Here is an 18,082-nt window from a genome sequence, read left to right on the forward strand (position 1 = left end):
TCAACAAAAACGAAGATAGATGAGTAAATTCTCAGGGCGGGGTGAAACTCCCCACCGGCGGTGATAGCGCTTAAATTAACCTAAGCCTTAAGCCCGCGAGCGCCCAAATCAACTTAACATTGAAGATGTAAGCTGATTTGGGGTCAAGCAGATCTGGTGAACTCTATCTGATACATATATAGAACACTCCAGAGCCGACGGTAATGAACCGTATTACTCAGATAACACACTAGTAGTACAGTACTAAGTCCGGATGAAAGAGAATATAAGACAAAAGCTAACGTTACCCTCTCGGTGACGCTTGCTCACTTGCCTCTTATTGTACGTTTGCAATGGCCAGCTTTTTTTAAGTTTAGCTATGCAGCGTCATTTTCTGCACGCCCTGATTCTGGAAAACCCAATGTTGTTTATTAAGGATTTTAACCATGAATCAGTCATTACTTACCCCTTTCGGCACAGCCATTGAACGTGTTGAAGCAGCGCTTACCTCCCTTAGACAGGGACAAGGTGTTCTCGTTGTCGATGATGAAGATAGAGAAAATGAAGGCGATCTTATCTATTCGGCACAATCTCTAACTAACGAACAGATGGCACTGCTAATACGAGAGTGTAGCGGTATCGTTTGCCTCTGTTTAACCGATGAACGTATCAAACAGTTAGATCTCCCCCCTATGGTCGAAGATAACTCCAGTCAATACGGCACAGCGTTTACCGTGAGCATAGAAGCAAAAGTGGGCGTAACCACAGGTGTTTCGGCAGCGGACCGCGTGACCACAATTAAAGCAGCTATCGCAGACAACGCAGTACCAGAAGATCTGGCTCGCCCAGGCCATGTCTACCCACTTCGTGCTCAATCTGGGGGTGTATTCTCCCGCCGAGGACATACGGAAGGCACCATAGATCTCATGTTACTGGCCGGTTTAAAACCTGCAGGTGTACTGTGCGAAATCACTAACCCAGATGGCACCATGGCTAGACTGCCCGAAATCATCCAATTTGGTCAGCAGCATAATCTACCAGTGCTAACCATAGAGGACATTGTTGAATATCGTAAAGTAACCATGGAGAAGGCGAGTTAACTTTAGGCTGAATCAAAGTTAGTAAATACTGTGGCTAAACACACAAATGATTAGCCACTTTAACTTAACAATAAATTAAATTACCGCAATTTGTTTACCCAAGATAACCATATGAAATATATGGTTATATCGCTACTTTCCCCCTAACATCTAAAAAAAAATAATACGACAGAAATTAAATCCAATAAAAATAGTATGTTACAATTAAAGTTCGGTATATGAAAAATCGTGACTTAGATTAGACTTTGGTGAAATAGGGATGACAGATACATTTTGCTATGATATTTATCCTAACCCAAATATCGCCTTAAACTGGCTGACACTTGAGTCAAATTCACTTATATCCAGAACTCGACTCCGTTGTAATAGGTCTCACCCCCATGGCATCAAGACATATTTTGTAATGGGCAGCTTGTCACCAAAACAGAGTAAAACTTCAACATAACACGCAGGGAGCAGGTTGAATGGCATCAGTGATAAACCGGATAAGTTTTAAAAATAAACTGCTCCTGTTTGCAGCAATACCTATGTTGCTTCTCTCTCTATTTGTTTCTATAACCATGTCCGGACTATTGGACAGCTTCCAGACAGCTCAAAAAAACACACTAACGATAGAGGTCACTCTCGAAATAGAGAACCTACTCTTTGAGTTACAAAAAGAGCGTGGACTTACAGCAGGCTTTATTGGTAGCCAAGGTGAAAAATATCAACGGCGCCTCCTCGAACAACAGCAACAAACAGATCTGCAGCTTAATCAGCTTCTGACTAACAGTGCCTTAGGAGAGATGCTCAGCCAAAATACAGAACGTTCACGGGTATTGTTCGAGAACTTCCAACGAATCCAAGCGATTGCCCTTCAATTACCCGATATACGACAAAACGTCCCTCAACTAGGAGGGTCACCTTTTCAATATTTCTCAGAGTTTAATTACCGTCTGCTGATCTTTATCTCTCAATTACAGGTACATACCCAAGATCCCCTGCAGTCTAGCGCCTATAATGATCTACTTAATGTGTTGAACATACAGGAGTTAGCAGGGCAGGAACGAGGATTAGTCAATCAGTTACTCTCAGCCAAGCTGATGACATCTAACACCATTATCACCATCCACGCCATTGAAAATGAGCTAGATGACTCAATAAACCAGCTGCTGTCCACCGCAGACGCTGAACATAAGCAGTCCATTCGAAAGATACTGTCCAACGACACTCATACTCAATACTTGGTGATGAGACAAAAAATAAAGTCACAGATCCACTTGGTAGGATTAGCACAGGAGCTAAACCTTCTACTGGGTTACGGTGGCTTAATCCATAACTTTAAAAACTATCTACTCAGGGGCGACCTTAATTATTTCGAGCAGTTTCAAAGTGACGTTCAGCAACTTAAAAATAAGCTATCCACTATAGAGCAACAACACCTTTTAACTCCTTTACAAAGAGCATCCATAACTCAGATCAGAGAGACAATTGAGGAGTATCAAGAAAACATTTTCCTTTTGAAACAGCTCAAACTGCAGGGGATCACAATACAGGAGCAGGACAAATTGGTTCGAGTCGATGATGGGCCGATGCTAGCTTCACTCTCCAAACTTCAACTACAAACCCCTAAGGTCGATAGTGAAAACTGGTGGCAAGTAACCAGCAAGCGCATCGATGATCTACACCAACTCAGCTCCACTATCTCAAACAGAATCGAGAAGTTAAGTGCGCAACAGAAAAATGACTCACTGCTTTTCCTCGCCGTAGGAATAACTGTCACCCTCATCAATATTTTACTTCTGTTTATTCTAGGTCGCACTATGGTGAGGAACTTAGTTGGTAGTGTCTCAGCCATAGCTAGAGATATGCAGAAAATGGCCCAAGACCCCCATCTGGATCTGACGGTTACCGTAGAGGGAGATGATGAGATAGCCCAGATGTCCCAATCACTCAACTTGATGTTAAAGGAGCGACTAAAAGCCAATAATCAGCTGAACTTAGCTGCTGCCGTATTTAACTATTCAGCCGAAGGGATAATGGTCACAGATAAAGATAACTGTATCGAATTGGTTAACCCCGCCTTCACCCAGATAACGGGATACACATTAGAGGAGGTCAAAGGTAAGAAACCTTCGATGCTTAAATCGGATATGCAGCCCACTGGTTACTACCAATCCATGTGGTCATCTCTGGAGCAGAGTGATAAATGGGAAGGAGAGGTGTGGAATAAACGCAAGAATGGACAGGTATATCCCGAATACCTTGCTATCACGGTCGTGCGCGATGAAGCAGGCAATATTGTCCAACATATAGGTTTATTTCTTGATATCAGTAATCGTAAGAAGTATGAGCAAGATATCTGGTATAAAACCAATTACGACGCACTAACAAACCTCCCCAATCACCACCTCTACACTACAAGGTTGCAGCAGGAGATACTTCAGAGTAAACAGAGATCATCACAGCTAGCCATCTTATTTATCGACCTAGATAGGTTCAAATATATTAATGATATTTATGGCCATAACTTAGGGAATGAGTTGCTTCGTCTGGTTGCTGCAAGATTAGAATACCTGCTAGATAAGCATGATTTTGTTGCCCGCTACAGCGGTGATGAGTTTGTGATCATTAAAACTCAGGTCGAAACTGAGGAGCAGTTAAAGAAGTTCACTAAATCAGTGCTTAAACATATCTCTTCACCTTTTGATCTTAGCCATAACGAGTTGATGATCTCAGCGAGTATCGGTATCTGCCTCTATCCTGATAACGGTGACGACCCAGAGCTTTTAACTCGAAATGCCGAAACAGCCATGTATAAAGCCAAAGGGGATGGCCGTAGTAACTATCGGTATTTCTCCCCTGAGATGAATGCCAATATGTTGGAGCGGATTGAGCTGGAGCAACGCCTCAGACGAGCTGTGCTACAAAAAGAGTTTTGCCTTAATTACCAACCCATAGTTACCCTTAACGATCGCAGTATTATCGGCGTTGAGGCCTTAATTCGTTGGCAAGATCCTAAGTTTGGATTGATCCCGCCGGATCAATTTATCCCACTTGCCGAAGAAACAGGCCTAATAGAGCCAATAGGAGAGTGGGTGCTCGAGCAGGCACTCATCGATCTTCACAGTTGGCATAGTCAGGGTTATATGATCAATATGGCGGTCAATGTCTCAGGCAGGCAACTTATCAATGGTAATCAGATCTCCTTTAATCGTCTGATATCTAAGTTACTGAAAAAATACGGTATAGATGCAAAATACCTGCATATAGAGATCACCGAATCTATGTTAATGGAGGACAGAGAGCAGTGCCTACATGCATTAGAGGCGATTCGTGATCACGGCATGGATATCTATATCGATGACTTTGGTACTGGCTACTCCTCCCTCAGTTACCTGAAAAGCTTTCCTATCTCTGTGATAAAAATAGATAAGAGCTTTGTCGACAATATGCTGGAGTGCCCATCTGATGCCAATCTGATTAAAGCCATTATTATGATGGGGAAAAGTTTAGAGCTTAAACTTGTGGCTGAAGGAATAGAAACCGAGAAACAGCTGGCATTTTTACGCAGTTTAGGTTGTGACTTTGGTCAGGGATATCTCATCTCACGCCCATTGCCAAATCACGAGCTAAGCAATTTACTGACACTGAGGCTAACGCCAACATTAAAGCATGAACAAAATCTAGAAGAGTATCTAAACATCTAATGAAATAGAGCTAAGAAACAAGCCTAATGCTTCTTAGCTCAACCATTTCTTAACTTAGCCTATTAGCTTAAGCGCCTTCGCCAGTCATCACACTTTCTGATTCACTCACCGCCATCTGCGCCAAATCTTTATCAACGAAGAACAGGGCCTTACCATCTTCACCCACTAAACGGATCTTATCGACAACTGATTTGAACAACTTCTCCTCTTCATGCTGCTCAGATACATACCACTGCAAGAAGTTGAAGGTAGAATAGTCTTGATTTGTAAACGCGGCATGGGCTAGATCATTAATTTTTCTAGTGATCATCTGCTCATGTTCATAAGTGTACTCAAACAGAGCCAGCAGAGAGTTAAACTCAGCTTGCGGTGCTTCAATAGCACCTAACAGTGGCATACCACCTGTTTCACTCACGTAAGTAAATAGACGATGCATATGCTGCATCTCTTCATCAGCGTGAGCGCGCATAAATTTGGCAGCACCTTCGAAGCCTTTATCTTCGCACCAAGCGCTCATCTGTAGGTAGAGGTTAGAAGAGAAAAACTCCACATTAATCTGAGCATTTAATTGATCTATCATAGTTTGTGCAAGCATTGTTCTTCCTATCTACATATATTTAAACGATTAACCCTATGCTGGAGCGGTAAAATTCACCTTACCAACATTTCAATATCATCTGGTCAGTAAGAGTCCATTGTCATAAAGAGGGGCTCAAAAATCAATAAAATTTACTTAAGTTGCTGTTTTACAAATACAAATAATTCTCATTAATCTCACTTTGATTGAAATTACACCTCAACCGCAACATTTACTAACCATTTCATACAGACCTATTAACACTTGGTTCCTAGAATTAATTCCTAGTATTTAGTTCCTAGTAATGAATACCTCAAAACAGACTAAGAAAGAGAGCTAGAAAACAGACTCTCTAAGTGACTGGAAAAATTATGAACCTGACCCGAATAAGTACCCATAACCCAGCAGGCACTTTAGTCACTCTTCTGTTGATCGCCATCTTTAGTCTACTGGCTATCGCCAAGCTCCCGATCCAACTGTTACCAGATATTCAGCAGCCTCAGATATCTGTTTTTAACAACTGGCGCTCTGCCGCTCCCCAGGAGATGGAATCAAATATCATCGAACCTCAGGAAAATGTCTTAAGGCAAGTTCCAGGTGTAATAGAGATGAGCTCAAACATCTCTCAGGGTTTCGGGGCCGTCACCCTCACTTTTGAAGTTGGTAGCAATATGCAGGAGGGGATGATTAACGTCATTAATGCATTAAATCAAACACCTCCCCGCCCACTCGATGCCAACGAGCCTTTTATCAATGTTGGCGGCGGTCGCGGAACACCCAACCTAGCTTCTTTGCTTATCCGTATGGCGCCAGATAACCCAGCCACTGAGTTTGGCCAATATCAAAAACTCATCGATGATGTGGTCGAGCCTAGACTCAGACAGATCTCTGGCGTTGGCTCAGTACAACTACAAAGTCGTCAGCCCAAAGAGTTACACATTGAGTTTGACCCCTACCGCGCAGCTGCACTGGGGATCACATTAGATCAGCTCAGAAATACCCTCTCCCGGGCCGCGGATATCTCCGGAGGCACTGCCAATGTAGGTCGCCGCCAGTATACGGTTCGGTTTATCGGTCAATACACTCCAGAGAATTTAGGCGAATTGATCGTCACCTACAATGAGGGTCGACCTGTCTACCTCAATGAGTTAGCCGATGTCAGTATCTCCACAGCTGAAGTGCAGGGGTTCACGAAGCGAAACGGCTATACAGCCTACTACATGACACTACAGGGAACCTTCGACGCCAATACAGTAACAGTACTTGAGGGGGTCAATAAAGCCATTGCAGAACTAAATGAGGGTGCCCTAAAGGATGCAGGCTTAGTGATGGATCTCTCCTTTGATGCCTCGATTCATATTAAGCGAGCTATTCAGTTGGTGAAAGGAAACCTAGCCATAGGAGTGCTACTAGCACTGGTTATTCTCTTCGCGTTTCTAAGAAACTTCCGCGCCACCTTAATGATTGCATCCACCATACCTGTCGCCCTTTTAATCGCTTTCTTCTCACTAGAAGCAATGGGACGCACGCTTAATGTTATCTCCCTTGCAGGGCTCGCATTTGCCGTTGGCTTGGTACTCGATGCCGCCATCATAGTGCAGGAGAATATCGTGCGGCTCATACAGCAAGGCCGCACGACACGAGAAGCTATCGAGCAAGGTACAGCTCAAGTAAAAGGTGCGCTGATGGCTTCAACAGCCACAACCGTTGCCATCTTCCTGCCCATTCTATTTATGCCTGGGGTCGAAGGTCAGCTATTTTCAGATCTGGCACTAACTCTCTCAGTCGCAGTCGTCTCCTCCTTTATTAGCGCCATCACTTTAATTCCAGTGTTTAGCTTGCTGTGGCTCAAATTCCCTAAACCAGCGGATAAGAAGCAGCTCAAACAAGATCTCTGGTCTAAGTTAACTCAGCTCATAAAGCTGCTTACTGGCAACAAAAAGCGAGCGGCAGCTTGGTGTGGACTGCTTATCATTGGCAGTGGCGCACTAACTTTCACCTTGATGCCACGCCCCGACTTTCTCCCTCAGGCTAGATCGGACGGCATATTTGCCTTCTTCTCTCTGCCACCGGGATCGAACGTAAAAACCTTAGAGAAAGAGGTTGGCGATACCATCATAGAAAGACTCAAACCTTACTATGACAAGGTAAAAGCTCCTTATATCAAAGGTTACAACTTCTCCATGTATTCAGCGTTTAATATCTTGTTTATCTACCCAGAGGATCCATCTCAAGCAGATGAGATGATCAAGCTGCTCAATGATGAGATCTTAATTGGTTTGCCAGATACTCAAGCATTCACTAACCGTGGTTCACTGCTGCAGTTTGGCTTTAATGGTGGACGGGCAATCAACATAGATCTTCAGGGACCAGATATGGAGGCGCTGATGGCCTCTGCAGGAACAGGAATGAAGCTCATCACTGATGCGCTTCCCGGCGCGGTCGTGCGCCCACAACCAGGCCTTTCTATGGCACAGCCTGAGCTACAGCTTATCCCCAATGAACGTAGATTAGCTCAAGCTGGTGTCGACAGAAATCAAATCGCCAACGCTATTCGAGCTTATACCTCTGGGCTCTTTGTCGGAGAGTATTTTGACGGTAATGAGCGTATGGATATCTTACTGAAAGGGCCTAAATGGCAGGTTCCTGAACAGTTGGCTGCAACACCGGTATTCACCCAGGCAGCTGGGATACAAACCATAGGAGAGCTTGCCACCATTAAGCGCACCGTCGGCCCGACTCAACTGCAAAGGGTAAATGGAAAACGTAGCGTCAGTTTACTTATCTTCCCACCAGCTGATATGTCACTGGATGAAGCATTGGAGATTATCAATGACAAAGCTGTGCCAGAACTCAAAGCCAGCCTACCAGATGATAGCTCCCTTAAATTCCGTGGCAGTGCAGATAAGCTAGATCAAACCATTAAAGATATGGGGGCAAACTTCCTACTGGCAGTAGTTATCCTATTTCTCTTAATGTCAGCGATGTTCAAATCTACAAAAGACAGCTTACTAGTACTCCTCTCTATGCCGCTGGCTATCTGTGGTGGAGTAGTAAGCTTAAGAGTGCTTAACCTGTTTAGCTTTCAAAGCTTAGATCTACTGACCATGATAGGTTTTATCATTCTACTTGGCCTAGTGGTCAACAATGCCATCTTGTTAGTCGACCAAACCCGTCAAGGAACCCGAGATGGCTTAGATATCGATAGTGCTATCTATCAAGCAGTCTCTACTCGTGCTCGCCCTGTTTACATGAGCACCTTAACCTCCATTTTTGGCATGCTTCCCCTAATGCTGGTACCGGGTGTCGGTAGTGAGATCTACCGAGGTCTAGCGGCGGTTATTGTCGGCGGCATGACATTCAGTGCGCTCTTTACGCTTATCCTGATCCCTAGCCTACTGCGCTTAACTCATCGGGAAAAAGCAATACCAGTTTCAGACACGTTTAATGTCTCTGTTGCAACAACTCATACCGGAGTCAAGTGATGAAAACCCTTATCCCAACCCTACTGTGCTTTACACTTCTCTCTCCATACACTGTGATGGCAGAAGAAGAAAAACAGGAGACGCCACCTCGTCTGGTTAGCGTCGTTCAAGTGGAAAATCGAGCACTATCACCAAAAATCATGGTAATAGGTTCAGTCCACTCAAGAAACAGCGCCGAGCTGACCTCTGGCATAGACGGTAAACTCGACTGGGTACAAGAGGCTGGCACCTTAGTCAAAGCCGGCGAGGTCGTAGCTAGACTAGAACAGACCAGATTGATACTGCAAAAAGAGCAACAACAAGCTCAAATTGAGTATGAACAGGTGAGCTTAAAGCGTCTGGAACGTGAATACAGCAGACTTAAAAAGCTAATAAAAAGCAAAAATGCCTCAGAAACAGAGTTAGATAAGGCGCAATCCGATCGCGATCTTGCCGCAGCAAATCTGAAACTCGAACAGATAAAGCTAAAGATGATCTTAGACAACCTCGATAGAACTGAAGTCAAAGCCACTTTTGATGGCATTATCACCGAGCGTCAACATCAAGCTGGAGAGGATATTAGTCGCTCTGAATCAATCATCGCCATGACAGATCCCGACAATTTAGAGATCCGTCTACATGCACCACTAAAACACAGTAAGCGAGTCAAGAAGGGCGATGAACTCAATATCTATCATAGCCAAGGCGAGTTCCACGGTAATATTCGCAGTCTTATTCCCGTATCTGACGTACGCTCACAGACTTTCGAAGCACGTATCGATCTCCCAATCGAGATGCATGATGCCTTCAGTGTCGGCGAGCTTGTTTCACTCGCCCTGCCTATCGCACCTAAACAGCTCACCACTTTAGTGCCAAGAGATGCCATCATTTTAAGATCCACTGGCGCCTTTGTATTTAAAATCGATCTCGAGAATAAAGCGGTGAAGATCCCCGTAGAGCTTGGTGATGGCGAAGGAGAGTGGATTGCAGTAAACGGTCAACTCACCGACAGTGACTCTGTGGTTATCCGCGGCGCTGAAACACTACAAGATGGCCAAGTCGTCCAGTTTCAAGCAATCCCAGGAAGTAAGGTCGCAACGGCAGGCTAATTGATTCCAATTAATATCCAGATTGCTCGCTCAGCGAGACTTTAGCCCACAGGATTGTGGGCTTTTTTGTCTCAGTACAAATAACTATCGTTAAAGAATCGGTATAAGATCATAGTCTTCTCCCTTGAGCATGGCATAATGTCAGGCAACTTTAGCTTTTCGAACCCAGTCTTATACCAATCGGTATAAAGATGTGATCGCTCAGCGAGAGTTTAGCGCTTCTGAGACAAGGCAACGAGTGAGGAACATAGTTGTTCTACGTTTAAGCTCGTTAACGCAGAATCAGAACCGCTAAAACTCGCCTGTAAGGAGTGTTTTTGGCTGCCTACTTCTGCGTTGAATGAACTTACAAGGGAATAACCATTATGTCATTCATTCGCCTTGAATTAGCTTGCCAAAAAAACTCTGAGTAGATCACTTTCTTATACCGATTGGTATTATTTACACTCTTTTGAAGGTAACCAGATGCCCACTAAAGCCGACCCCTGTTCTCAACCTAGTCTAATGCACCCTGATGAAGCGATAATCCGACTTCTTGAGCAGGTCGCACCTCTCGACGACTCTGAAGTGGTGCAACTCCCTCATGCCTTAGGACGTGTTTTAGCGGAAGATCTGGCTTCAAGTATCGATCTACCACCATTTAATAACTCAGCAATGGACGGTTATGCATTTCGCTTTGATGATCTAGCCCACAATGAAAGCTTGACCTTAATTGGTCAATCCTTTGCTGGACACCCTTTCGAAGGGGAGGTTAAACCCAACACCTGCGTTCGCATAATGACTGGCGCGCCAGTTCCTAATGGCTATGACACAGTGCAGATGCAGGAGAAGGTTGAAGCTAAAGAGGCGGATATTTTCATTGAAGCCCCTAAAGCCAAAGGCGCCAATATAAGATACCAAGGTGAAGAAGTTAAAATTGGTGGCAAGGTACTATTCTCTGGTACACAGATCGGCGCAGCCGAAATGGGCGTATTAGCAACCATAGGTGTCAGCCAGTTACGGGTGACCCGTCAGGTAAAAGTTGCCTTTTTCTCAACCGGTGACGAACTGCGACCAGTGGGCAGCGAACTTGCACCGGGTCAGATATATGACTCAAATCGTTATACGATTCAGGGCCTTTTAAGCCGCGCAAATATTGAATGGATAGATCTTGGTGTAATTGAAGATGATCCTGAAGCGATCAGACAAGCTTTCCGTCACGCCGCATCCTGCGCCGATATGGTATTAACCTCAGGTGGGGTCTCAGTGGGTGATGCCGACTACACTAAGCAGATTTTGGATGAAGAGGGTGAGATCACCTTCTGGAAACTGGCCATCAAACCCGGTAAGCCTTTCGCCTTCGGCCACTTAGGCAAGGCGATATTCTGCGGTCTACCAGGAAACCCCGTCTCCTCTATGGTCACCTTCTATAAATTAGTGTGGCCACTACTGCAGAAGATGCAGGGGTTACCACAAACTAAACCATTAACCCTTAAGGCTAAGCTAAATGGTGAGCTGCGTAAGTTTCCGGGACGTGTTGAGTATCAAAGAGGAGTATTAAGCCATAACGACCAAGGCGAAGCCGAAGTCACCATCACAGGGGGACAGGGCTCAGGTATGCTGACCTCAATGAGTTTAGCTAACTGTTTCGTTATCTTAGCCCAGGAACAGGGCAACACAGCAGACGGTACCTTAGTGACCGTAGAGCCTTTTAATTCAGTACTTTGCTAATCTATCCCCCAGGAAACAGTGATGAGTTCAACCACAGATATCGATGAGATTTTATCCGACAGTGAAATTCTCAGATACAGCCGCCATATCTCCATCAAGGCGATGGACTTTGAGGGGCAGGAAAAGTTAAAACTCGCCAAAGTCTTAGTGATCGGCGCCGGCGGACTAGGGTGTGCGTCGACACAATACCTCGCCGTTGCAGGTATTGGCTCCATGACCTTAGTTGACTTCGATACTGTTGAATTATCAAACCTGCAACGTCAGGTGTTACATCAAGATAAAAATATCGGCCAGCCTAAAGTCGAATCAGCTAAAGAAACACTTAGCGAGCTTAACCCACACCTTCAGATAGAGACCATCAACGCTGTACTTGATGATCATGAGTTCGATGCCTTAATTACTCAACATACTTTGGTGATGGACTGTACCGATAATGTTGCGGTGCGAGAGCAACTCAATAAAAGCTGCTTTGCTCACAAGGTACCACTGATCTCTGCCGCAGCGATCCGCATGGAGGGCACAGTGACAGTATTTGATTATCAAGGTGAAACGCCTTGTTACCACTGTTTCAGCAAGCTATTTGGTGAGCAACACCTCACCTGCGTCGAATCTGGAATACTAGCCCCAGTCGTCGGTATGATTGGCTGTCTGCAGGCAGTGGAAGCGATAAAGGTGATAAGTGGTATAGGTAAACCGCTTATTGGCAGAATATTGATGATCGATGCCATGACCATGGAGTTTCGTGAGATGAAATTAAGCAAACAGGCTAGCTGCAAGGTGTGCGGCTCATAGCTACAAGCTAAGTAGTTAATCTTTTAAGTGACTAATCTTTTAAGTGACTAGTCTTTAATGATGATATAGCAGTGAAACTCCCCATCACTGCATCTCTTAGTCTCAACATCTGATAAAGTATTTTATCTAACAGGAACCCTTTTATCTGATTCAGCCGTTATTAATCTCAAACCTCATTAATAACGCTACTCTTTCTGGAGAATCGACGGATATGATTAAAATCACCTCTCTGGCTTTAGTGATCACGGCAACCGTGGCACTTACAGCATGTAACCCAAACGAACAAACCTCCACCAAGGCTGATATAGAGCAAGCACCTTCAGCCGTTTCAATGGCAAATCCAGCTTCTGAGTACTGTGTTTCACTGGGTGGGAAACTAGAGATTAACAATGAAGCTGAAGGACAAGTTGGGATCTGCCACCTTCCTAGCGGTGAGAAGATAGAGGAGTGGACCCTCTACCGAAAAGCCAATAAACAAGAGGTTACAACCGCCATTGATATGGCCAATCCAGCCTCTACATATTGTGAGTCTCTACAGGGTAAACTTGCACTAGATACCGGTGTCTGTACCCTACCAAGCGGTGAAGCGTTAGATCAGTGGGATCTGTTCAGGCGCGATCATAAGCAGACAAAACCTGCTATGGGCATGGCCAATCCAGCCTCTACATATTGTGAGTCTCTGCAGGGTAAGCTTGCACTAGATACTGGTGTCTGTACTTTGCCGAGCGGTGAAGCGTTAGATCAGTGGGATCTGTTCAGGCGCGATCATAAGCAGACTAAGCCCGCTATCGGTATGGCTAACCCAGCTGCTAAGTATTGTGGGTCTCTGCAGGGTAAGCTGGCACTGGAAACCGGTGTCTGTACTTTACCAAGCGGTGAAGCGTTAGATCAGTGGGATCTGTTCAGACGCGATCATAAACAAACTGATCCCGTTAAAGAGCTGCTACCGATAACTCAATGATACCCACCAATATCATACTTATCAGCGAGCCAAGCACTTAAGGAGTATTAAACCTCCGCCACGGTTTACGTTTGAGAAAATATCACAGAATCTAGAGGGCTCGAACCCAGTGTTTGAGCTCACTTTAGACAGTCAGCACCATCAAGAGCAAAGCTATATGGTTAAAGCAAAGTTCTCGCCTCTCTAGCTGCCTATATCTCTGGCTTCGGCCATCAACAGTCCTTTCTCAACCCAAAGGTTAACGCTTATTCCCTTAACTTCGATATACAAGGGCTTCTCCCCTTTATCCACGTCCGGTAACACGCCATAGATCTGGGGATCATAGCCCACCTCATACAGAGTAACCTTCTTACCTGCAGCGGTTTGATATCTGATCTGAGCAGCCGTCACCCCTTGGATCGAACAGTAACGCCCACCTAACATGCTATTATTCTGCTGACTAAAAATTGATGAATTAACAATAGAAAAATCCAGTTGGGTAAAATAGTCCCGTAGCGGAGGAAGCTGCTCTGTTTTTAACTCTAAAGGCTTCATCTTAATATGATTCATCGCCACTTCATTGGCTATCAGGCCAATCTTTGATGGCTGCTGAAGGTAGAGATTCAAACTCATCATCAATAGCATCACCACACTTGCAGTAATCGCCATATAAACACTAGTGCGACGAGAAACCCCTAAAGCAGTATTACTCTCTTTAGGCCTTGCCTCCTCGGTATAACCACCAAGCAGGTTTTCGAATCTATCTAACTGCTCACTATCCAGCTCTTTCTGTTCGATATACTCTTTCGCAGAGGTTTTAAATAGGGAGTCTCTTGTCACATATTTTTTATTCATACTCTGACTCCGGAACGCTTACTGGGTCTGCTCTGGGAAATATCAGCCACTTTCTGCTTAATACGGTGTAGTCTAGACAGAATCGTTCCTCTGGGCTGCATCAACTCTTGTGATATCTGTGATGCAGTATAGCCATCGACAGCCCAAAGATAGAGCACTTCACGCTCGGCAGTATTCAGTCGTTCGAACACATGCTCGATCAGATTATGCTGTATCTCTAGCTCCTCAATGCAGGTCTCATCAAGCAAAATAGGCGCACTCTCTTCGATAGACTCGAATGCGATGGCATTATTTCGGCGGCAGTCATCGACAAATTGATTACGGATAATTTTGCGTATATAAGCATGGGAATACTCTACCGATTGACCACGGCGGATCCATTTTTCCAGTGAGGTTTGTAGCAGGTCTTCAGCACTTCGTTGCTCAGCAGTCAGACAAAAACAGTAACGAAATAGCCCCTGTAACTGCTCGCGGCTCAACATATCAAGCCCCCTCCAGATGAAAACCGCATACCCAACCTTGGGTGATCCCACTATTGAGTGCACTCATATCAACGCCGGATTCATTAATCTGGCCTAAGGTTCGTGACTGTTGAATATCTCCAAGCACACGATATAACTCAGAGGAGATACGCTGAACTTTAGGCTTAAATGGTTCGCGGTAAATAGCGAAAAAATAGTGTTTCTGAGGGGAGCGGATCTTTATCTCATCTTGTTCTTGCTGATATTTAAGCCAGATTTCATAAAGAGGGAATGGGGAGCTAAGTAGATGAACATCTGGACGCAGCAACATAATCAACGAAGCCTGCTGCAACTCAGTGAGTGAGGAGATATCAGACAAAGGCTGACAAGCTAACTTATCGGCGGCGTAATAACTTAACTGTATCAACCACTCAAGTTTTGCTAGATCAGCAAGGTACTCTAAACCTTCAAACTCCAAGCGTCTGGCTATAGTATCGGTGAGCAGCTCAGGAAAATGTTCACCATAAAGATTCAAGTTACTCAACTTCAACGGTTGTAGAACTTGATAACGCTGGGCCAGTTGCTCAAAACACACTTCACCCAATACCTGCTTACAGATAGGAAAGCTAATGCCTAAAGCGGCCGCTAACGCCTGCTTACTGTTATTTCGATATACAGATAAACGCTCAGCCTCTCTGCTGTTAACCAAGGAGAGTAACGCCTCATCGGCTCTTGATTTACTAAGAGCACAGACAAATGCTTCCTGCCACTCAGCTAAACGCATAACTTCCCCTAAAAGCTGCAGCGGCTTGAGTCACAGGTTTAGCTGATGCGAGAATGCTAGCGGCAATCTCCCTCTCTTGTAGTAGACGGGCCAAAGGAGGAAGATCGTTATCCCACTCAATCATACTAGGGATGGCACCATTTTTTTCGATAAACTGCTCAAATGCCTGCCACACCTTTTGATCCACAGCATGGTTATGAGCATCAAGCAGGAAGTCTTCTTTCTCATGGAATCCGGCTAAATGTATCTGCTTAACCCGCTCCACTGGGATCACATCCATAAATGTCTGCATCTCCTGATCCAGATTCTTAGCTGTCACATAGGCATTGTTAATATCCAGCAACAGGTAACAGTCTGCTTTGTCGGCAACGGCGGCGATAAACTCCCCCTCTGTCATCTCATTAAATTGGCAACTTAGATAGGTAGACACGTTTTCCAACAGAATTCTTTCACCCATAAACTCCTGCACCTGCATAATACGTTGACTTAGATGATCAACGGCCTCTTCGGTATAGGGCAATGGCAACAGATCCGGCACTTTAAAATCGTTATTGCCAGAGAAACTGGCGTGTTCGGAATACCAGATGGCTCCGGTCTCCCGCTTCAGTGCCTTAACCTGCTTTAGATAATCTAAATCTAGAGGAGATAGCCCTCCCAAGGAGAGCCCCACACTATGGAGCACTATGGGGTAACGCTCACAGACCTCCTGTAGCATTCGTTTATTCAATCCCCCCTCGACAAGCCAGTTATCCACCAAGACCTCAAACCAGGGAATACCTGTCTGCCCTGCTGCTAAAATCTCCTGCACATGAGGGAGTCGCAGGCCAATGCCTGCGCCCACTAAGTGATTATCTGACATTAAGACTTTGCCGGTTTAACAGCTTTAACCTCACCACCAGTTATCTTGTCGCAGGTTCCAGCAGGAACATAAACCCACTCATGGGCAAGATTGTCCTCTTTGGCTTGTCCTGCACAGCCATGACTGCCATCGAGCGCACCACAATCATTAGCTCCCGCCTTAGCAATACCTGCACATTTTTCCCATTCAGTCGGTTGATCTGGTACCGCATTAGCACTCACAGAAAGACCTGCCGCTAATATTCCCGCAACTGTTAACCCAAGCGCTTTATTTGAAGTTTTCATCAAGTTCTATCCTTTATAAAAAAGTGAAGTGTCATCTCTATAACGAATAGCAGGTATGTTTGATTGCATTATCTGAATATATTTTTTGCTAATACTAAATTAGTGAGCAAAGGAGAAGCTTAAGAGAGGAGGAAAACGAAGAGGATGCAAAAGGTAGCTTGGGTATATAAGCTCTTGGCTCCTCCTGCTGATAAGGAGGAGCCACGAGATGACTTAGCCGATAAAGCTGAGGTAGCCTTTCAAAATAATGGCATTGACGATATCGATAAAGAAAGCCCCCACAATAGGCACCACCATAAAGGCTTGAGGCGAAGGGCCAGTTCTGGAGACGAGCGCGCCCATGTTCATCACCGCTGTAGGCGTTGCTCCCATACCGAAGCCACAGTGGCCTCCGACCATCACAGCAGCATCATAGTTACTTCCCATAAATCTAAAGGTAATGAAGTAAGCAAACAGCGCTAGCGTCAGTGTTTGCACCAACAAGATAGCGAGCAGAGGCAGGGCAAGATCGAATATCTCCCACAGCTTAAGATTCATCAAGGCCATGGACAAAAACAGTGACAAAGAGACTGTACCCAATACATCAACACTCTCACTCTTGATCTTATAGCCATGGGAAAGCTCTGTAATATTCGCAATCACCACACCGAGAAAAAGTGCATAGACAAATTCAGGCATCTTCAGCCAACTGATATCCAGATAGGAGATAAGCGTTCCTATCCATTTGGCTCCTGCGACACATAACAGAAGAATAAACAGCACCTCAAGAATACTCTTAGCCGTAACCCTATCCTCCTCCAGTTGATCATAGGTTACCAATTCAGGATGATCTTTATGGTGGTTGCCCCCCACCCCATATGAGGAGACTAAGTTATTCTTATTGATTAACCTCTGGGCTACTGGCCCACCGATGATTCCCCCCATAACCAAACCAAATGTTGCAGCGGCCATGGCAAACTCAAGCGTATTGACGCCATAGTCTTCATAGAAGGTTTGCGCCCAAGCCGCCCCTGTTCCATGACCTCCGGAGAGTGTGATGGAGCCGGCAATCAGCCCCATAAAAGGCTCTAGACCTAACGCCGTTGCCATGCTGACCCCCACGGCATTTTGAACAAGAATAAACAGAGAGGTGACCCCCAAAAACATAAACACCTTAGTGCCGCCTTTGAGAAGCAACTTATAGCTGGCAGCAAGACCCACAGTGCTGAAAAACATCAACATCAAGGTGTTCTGCATCGAGAGGGTAAAGCGAATAGAGATCTGATTGAAGTGCAGTATAGTGATCACTGCGGCGACGATAAGACCGCCGACAATAGGCTCTGGGATATTATATTTTTTAAATAACGGCACGTGACGATTAATCGTATGCCCGATAAACAGAACCAAAATCGCCACTAAAAACGACTCAAGTTCACCAATTGAATAAACAGTACTCATAAAACTCCTAATACCAACAAAATCGACGATCGATACTAAAGC

General features: G+C 45.0%; 14 protein-coding genes and 1 riboswitch. Of the genes, 7 read left to right on the forward strand and 7 right to left on the reverse strand.

What is annotated here, in order from left to right; translation table 11 throughout:
- Positions 1–23: 23 nt before the first annotated feature.
- Positions 24–269: riboswitch (FMN riboswitch) on the forward strand.
- A 156-nt stretch (positions 270–425) separates the two neighbouring features.
- Together ribB and SWOO_RS24470 are read left to right on the forward strand one after the other, a co-directional pair.
- Positions 426–1,079 carry a 3,4-dihydroxy-2-butanone-4-phosphate synthase gene (ribB, locus tag SWOO_RS24465; protein WP_012327330.1) on the forward strand — a complete coding sequence of 218 codons (654 nt, stop codon included), beginning with the start codon at positions 426–428 and terminating at the stop codon, positions 1,077–1,079.
- Positions 1,080–1,543: 464 nt separating this feature from the next.
- Positions 1,544–4,768 (forward strand): EAL domain-containing protein, encoded by a 3,225-nt coding sequence (locus SWOO_RS24470; protein ID WP_012327331.1) that lies wholly within the window; start codon positions 1,544–1,546, stop codon positions 4,766–4,768.
- Between the two features lie 67 nt (positions 4,769–4,835).
- Here the strand turns inward: SWOO_RS24470 and ftnA are convergent, their stop codons facing one another.
- Complete coding sequence (ftnA, locus tag SWOO_RS24475) at positions 4,836–5,363, reverse strand: non-heme ferritin (protein ID WP_012327332.1); 528 nt, start codon at positions 5,361–5,363, stop codon at positions 4,836–4,838.
- A gap of 353 nt (positions 5,364–5,716) precedes the next feature.
- On the opposite strand from ftnA, the gene SWOO_RS24480 reads away from it, so the two are divergent.
- The 5 genes from SWOO_RS24480 to SWOO_RS25680 all read left to right on the forward strand — a co-directional run bounded on the left by SWOO_RS24480 (position 5,717) and on the right by SWOO_RS25680 (position 13,381).
- Complete coding sequence (locus SWOO_RS24480) at positions 5,717–8,830, forward strand: efflux RND transporter permease subunit (RefSeq protein ID WP_012327333.1); 3,114 nt, start codon at positions 5,717–5,719, stop codon at positions 8,828–8,830.
- Entirely contained in the window at positions 8,830–9,918 is a 1,089-nt protein-coding gene (locus tag SWOO_RS24485; RefSeq protein ID WP_012327334.1) for an efflux RND transporter periplasmic adaptor subunit, read from the forward strand. The genes SWOO_RS24480 and SWOO_RS24485 overlap by 1 nt, the downstream gene beginning before the upstream one ends.
- 465 nt (positions 9,919–10,383) lie before the next feature.
- On the forward strand, positions 10,384–11,628 hold the full coding sequence (gene moeA, locus SWOO_RS24490; RefSeq protein WP_012327335.1) for a molybdopterin molybdotransferase MoeA: 1,245 nt from the start codon (positions 10,384–10,386) through the stop codon (positions 11,626–11,628).
- A gap of 21 nt (positions 11,629–11,649) precedes the next feature.
- Positions 11,650–12,420, forward strand: coding sequence for a molybdopterin-synthase adenylyltransferase MoeB (gene moeB, locus SWOO_RS24495; protein ID WP_012327336.1), 771 nt, complete (start codon positions 11,650–11,652; stop codon positions 12,418–12,420).
- 211 nt (positions 12,421–12,631) lie between these two features.
- Positions 12,632–13,381, forward strand: coding sequence for a putative hemolysin (locus SWOO_RS25680; protein ID WP_012327337.1), 750 nt, complete (start codon positions 12,632–12,634; stop codon positions 13,379–13,381).
- 183 nt (positions 13,382–13,564) lie between these two features.
- Here the strand turns inward: SWOO_RS25680 and SWOO_RS24505 are convergent, their stop codons facing one another.
- The 6 genes from SWOO_RS24505 to gltS all read right to left on the reverse strand — a co-directional run bounded on the left by SWOO_RS24505 (position 13,565) and on the right by gltS (position 18,040).
- Positions 13,565–14,215 (reverse strand): hypothetical protein, encoded by a 651-nt coding sequence (locus SWOO_RS24505; protein WP_012327338.1) that lies wholly within the window; start codon positions 14,213–14,215, stop codon positions 13,565–13,567.
- Positions 14,212–14,697 carry an RNA polymerase sigma factor gene (locus SWOO_RS24510; protein ID WP_012327339.1) on the reverse strand — a complete coding sequence of 162 codons (486 nt, stop codon included), beginning with the start codon at positions 14,695–14,697 and terminating at the stop codon, positions 14,212–14,214. Before SWOO_RS24510 ends, SWOO_RS24505 begins: the two co-directional genes overlap by 4 nt.
- Position 14,698: 1 nt before the next feature.
- Positions 14,699–15,460: an HvfC/BufC N-terminal domain-containing protein gene (locus SWOO_RS24515; RefSeq protein WP_012327340.1), complete on the reverse strand. Its 762-nt coding sequence runs from the start codon at positions 15,458–15,460 to the stop codon at positions 14,699–14,701.
- Positions 15,447–16,319 (reverse strand): MNIO family bufferin maturase, encoded by an 873-nt coding sequence (gene bufB / locus SWOO_RS24520; RefSeq protein ID WP_012327341.1) that lies wholly within the window; start codon positions 16,317–16,319, stop codon positions 15,447–15,449. Before bufB ends, SWOO_RS24515 begins: the two co-directional genes overlap by 14 nt.
- Positions 16,319–16,603, reverse strand: coding sequence for a BufA1 family periplasmic bufferin-type metallophore (locus tag SWOO_RS24525; protein WP_012327342.1), 285 nt, complete (start codon positions 16,601–16,603; stop codon positions 16,319–16,321). Before SWOO_RS24525 ends, bufB begins: the two co-directional genes overlap by 1 nt.
- 213 nt (positions 16,604–16,816) lie before the next feature.
- Positions 16,817–18,040: a sodium/glutamate symporter gene (gene gltS / locus SWOO_RS24530; protein WP_012327343.1), complete on the reverse strand. Its 1,224-nt coding sequence runs from the start codon at positions 18,038–18,040 to the stop codon at positions 16,817–16,819.
- Positions 18,041–18,082 lie beyond the last annotated feature (42 nt).

It is taken from the genome of Shewanella woodyi ATCC 51908, assembly GCF_000019525.1.
In the GTDB taxonomy this organism is placed as follows: domain Bacteria; phylum Pseudomonadota; class Gammaproteobacteria; order Enterobacterales; family Shewanellaceae; genus Shewanella; species Shewanella woodyi.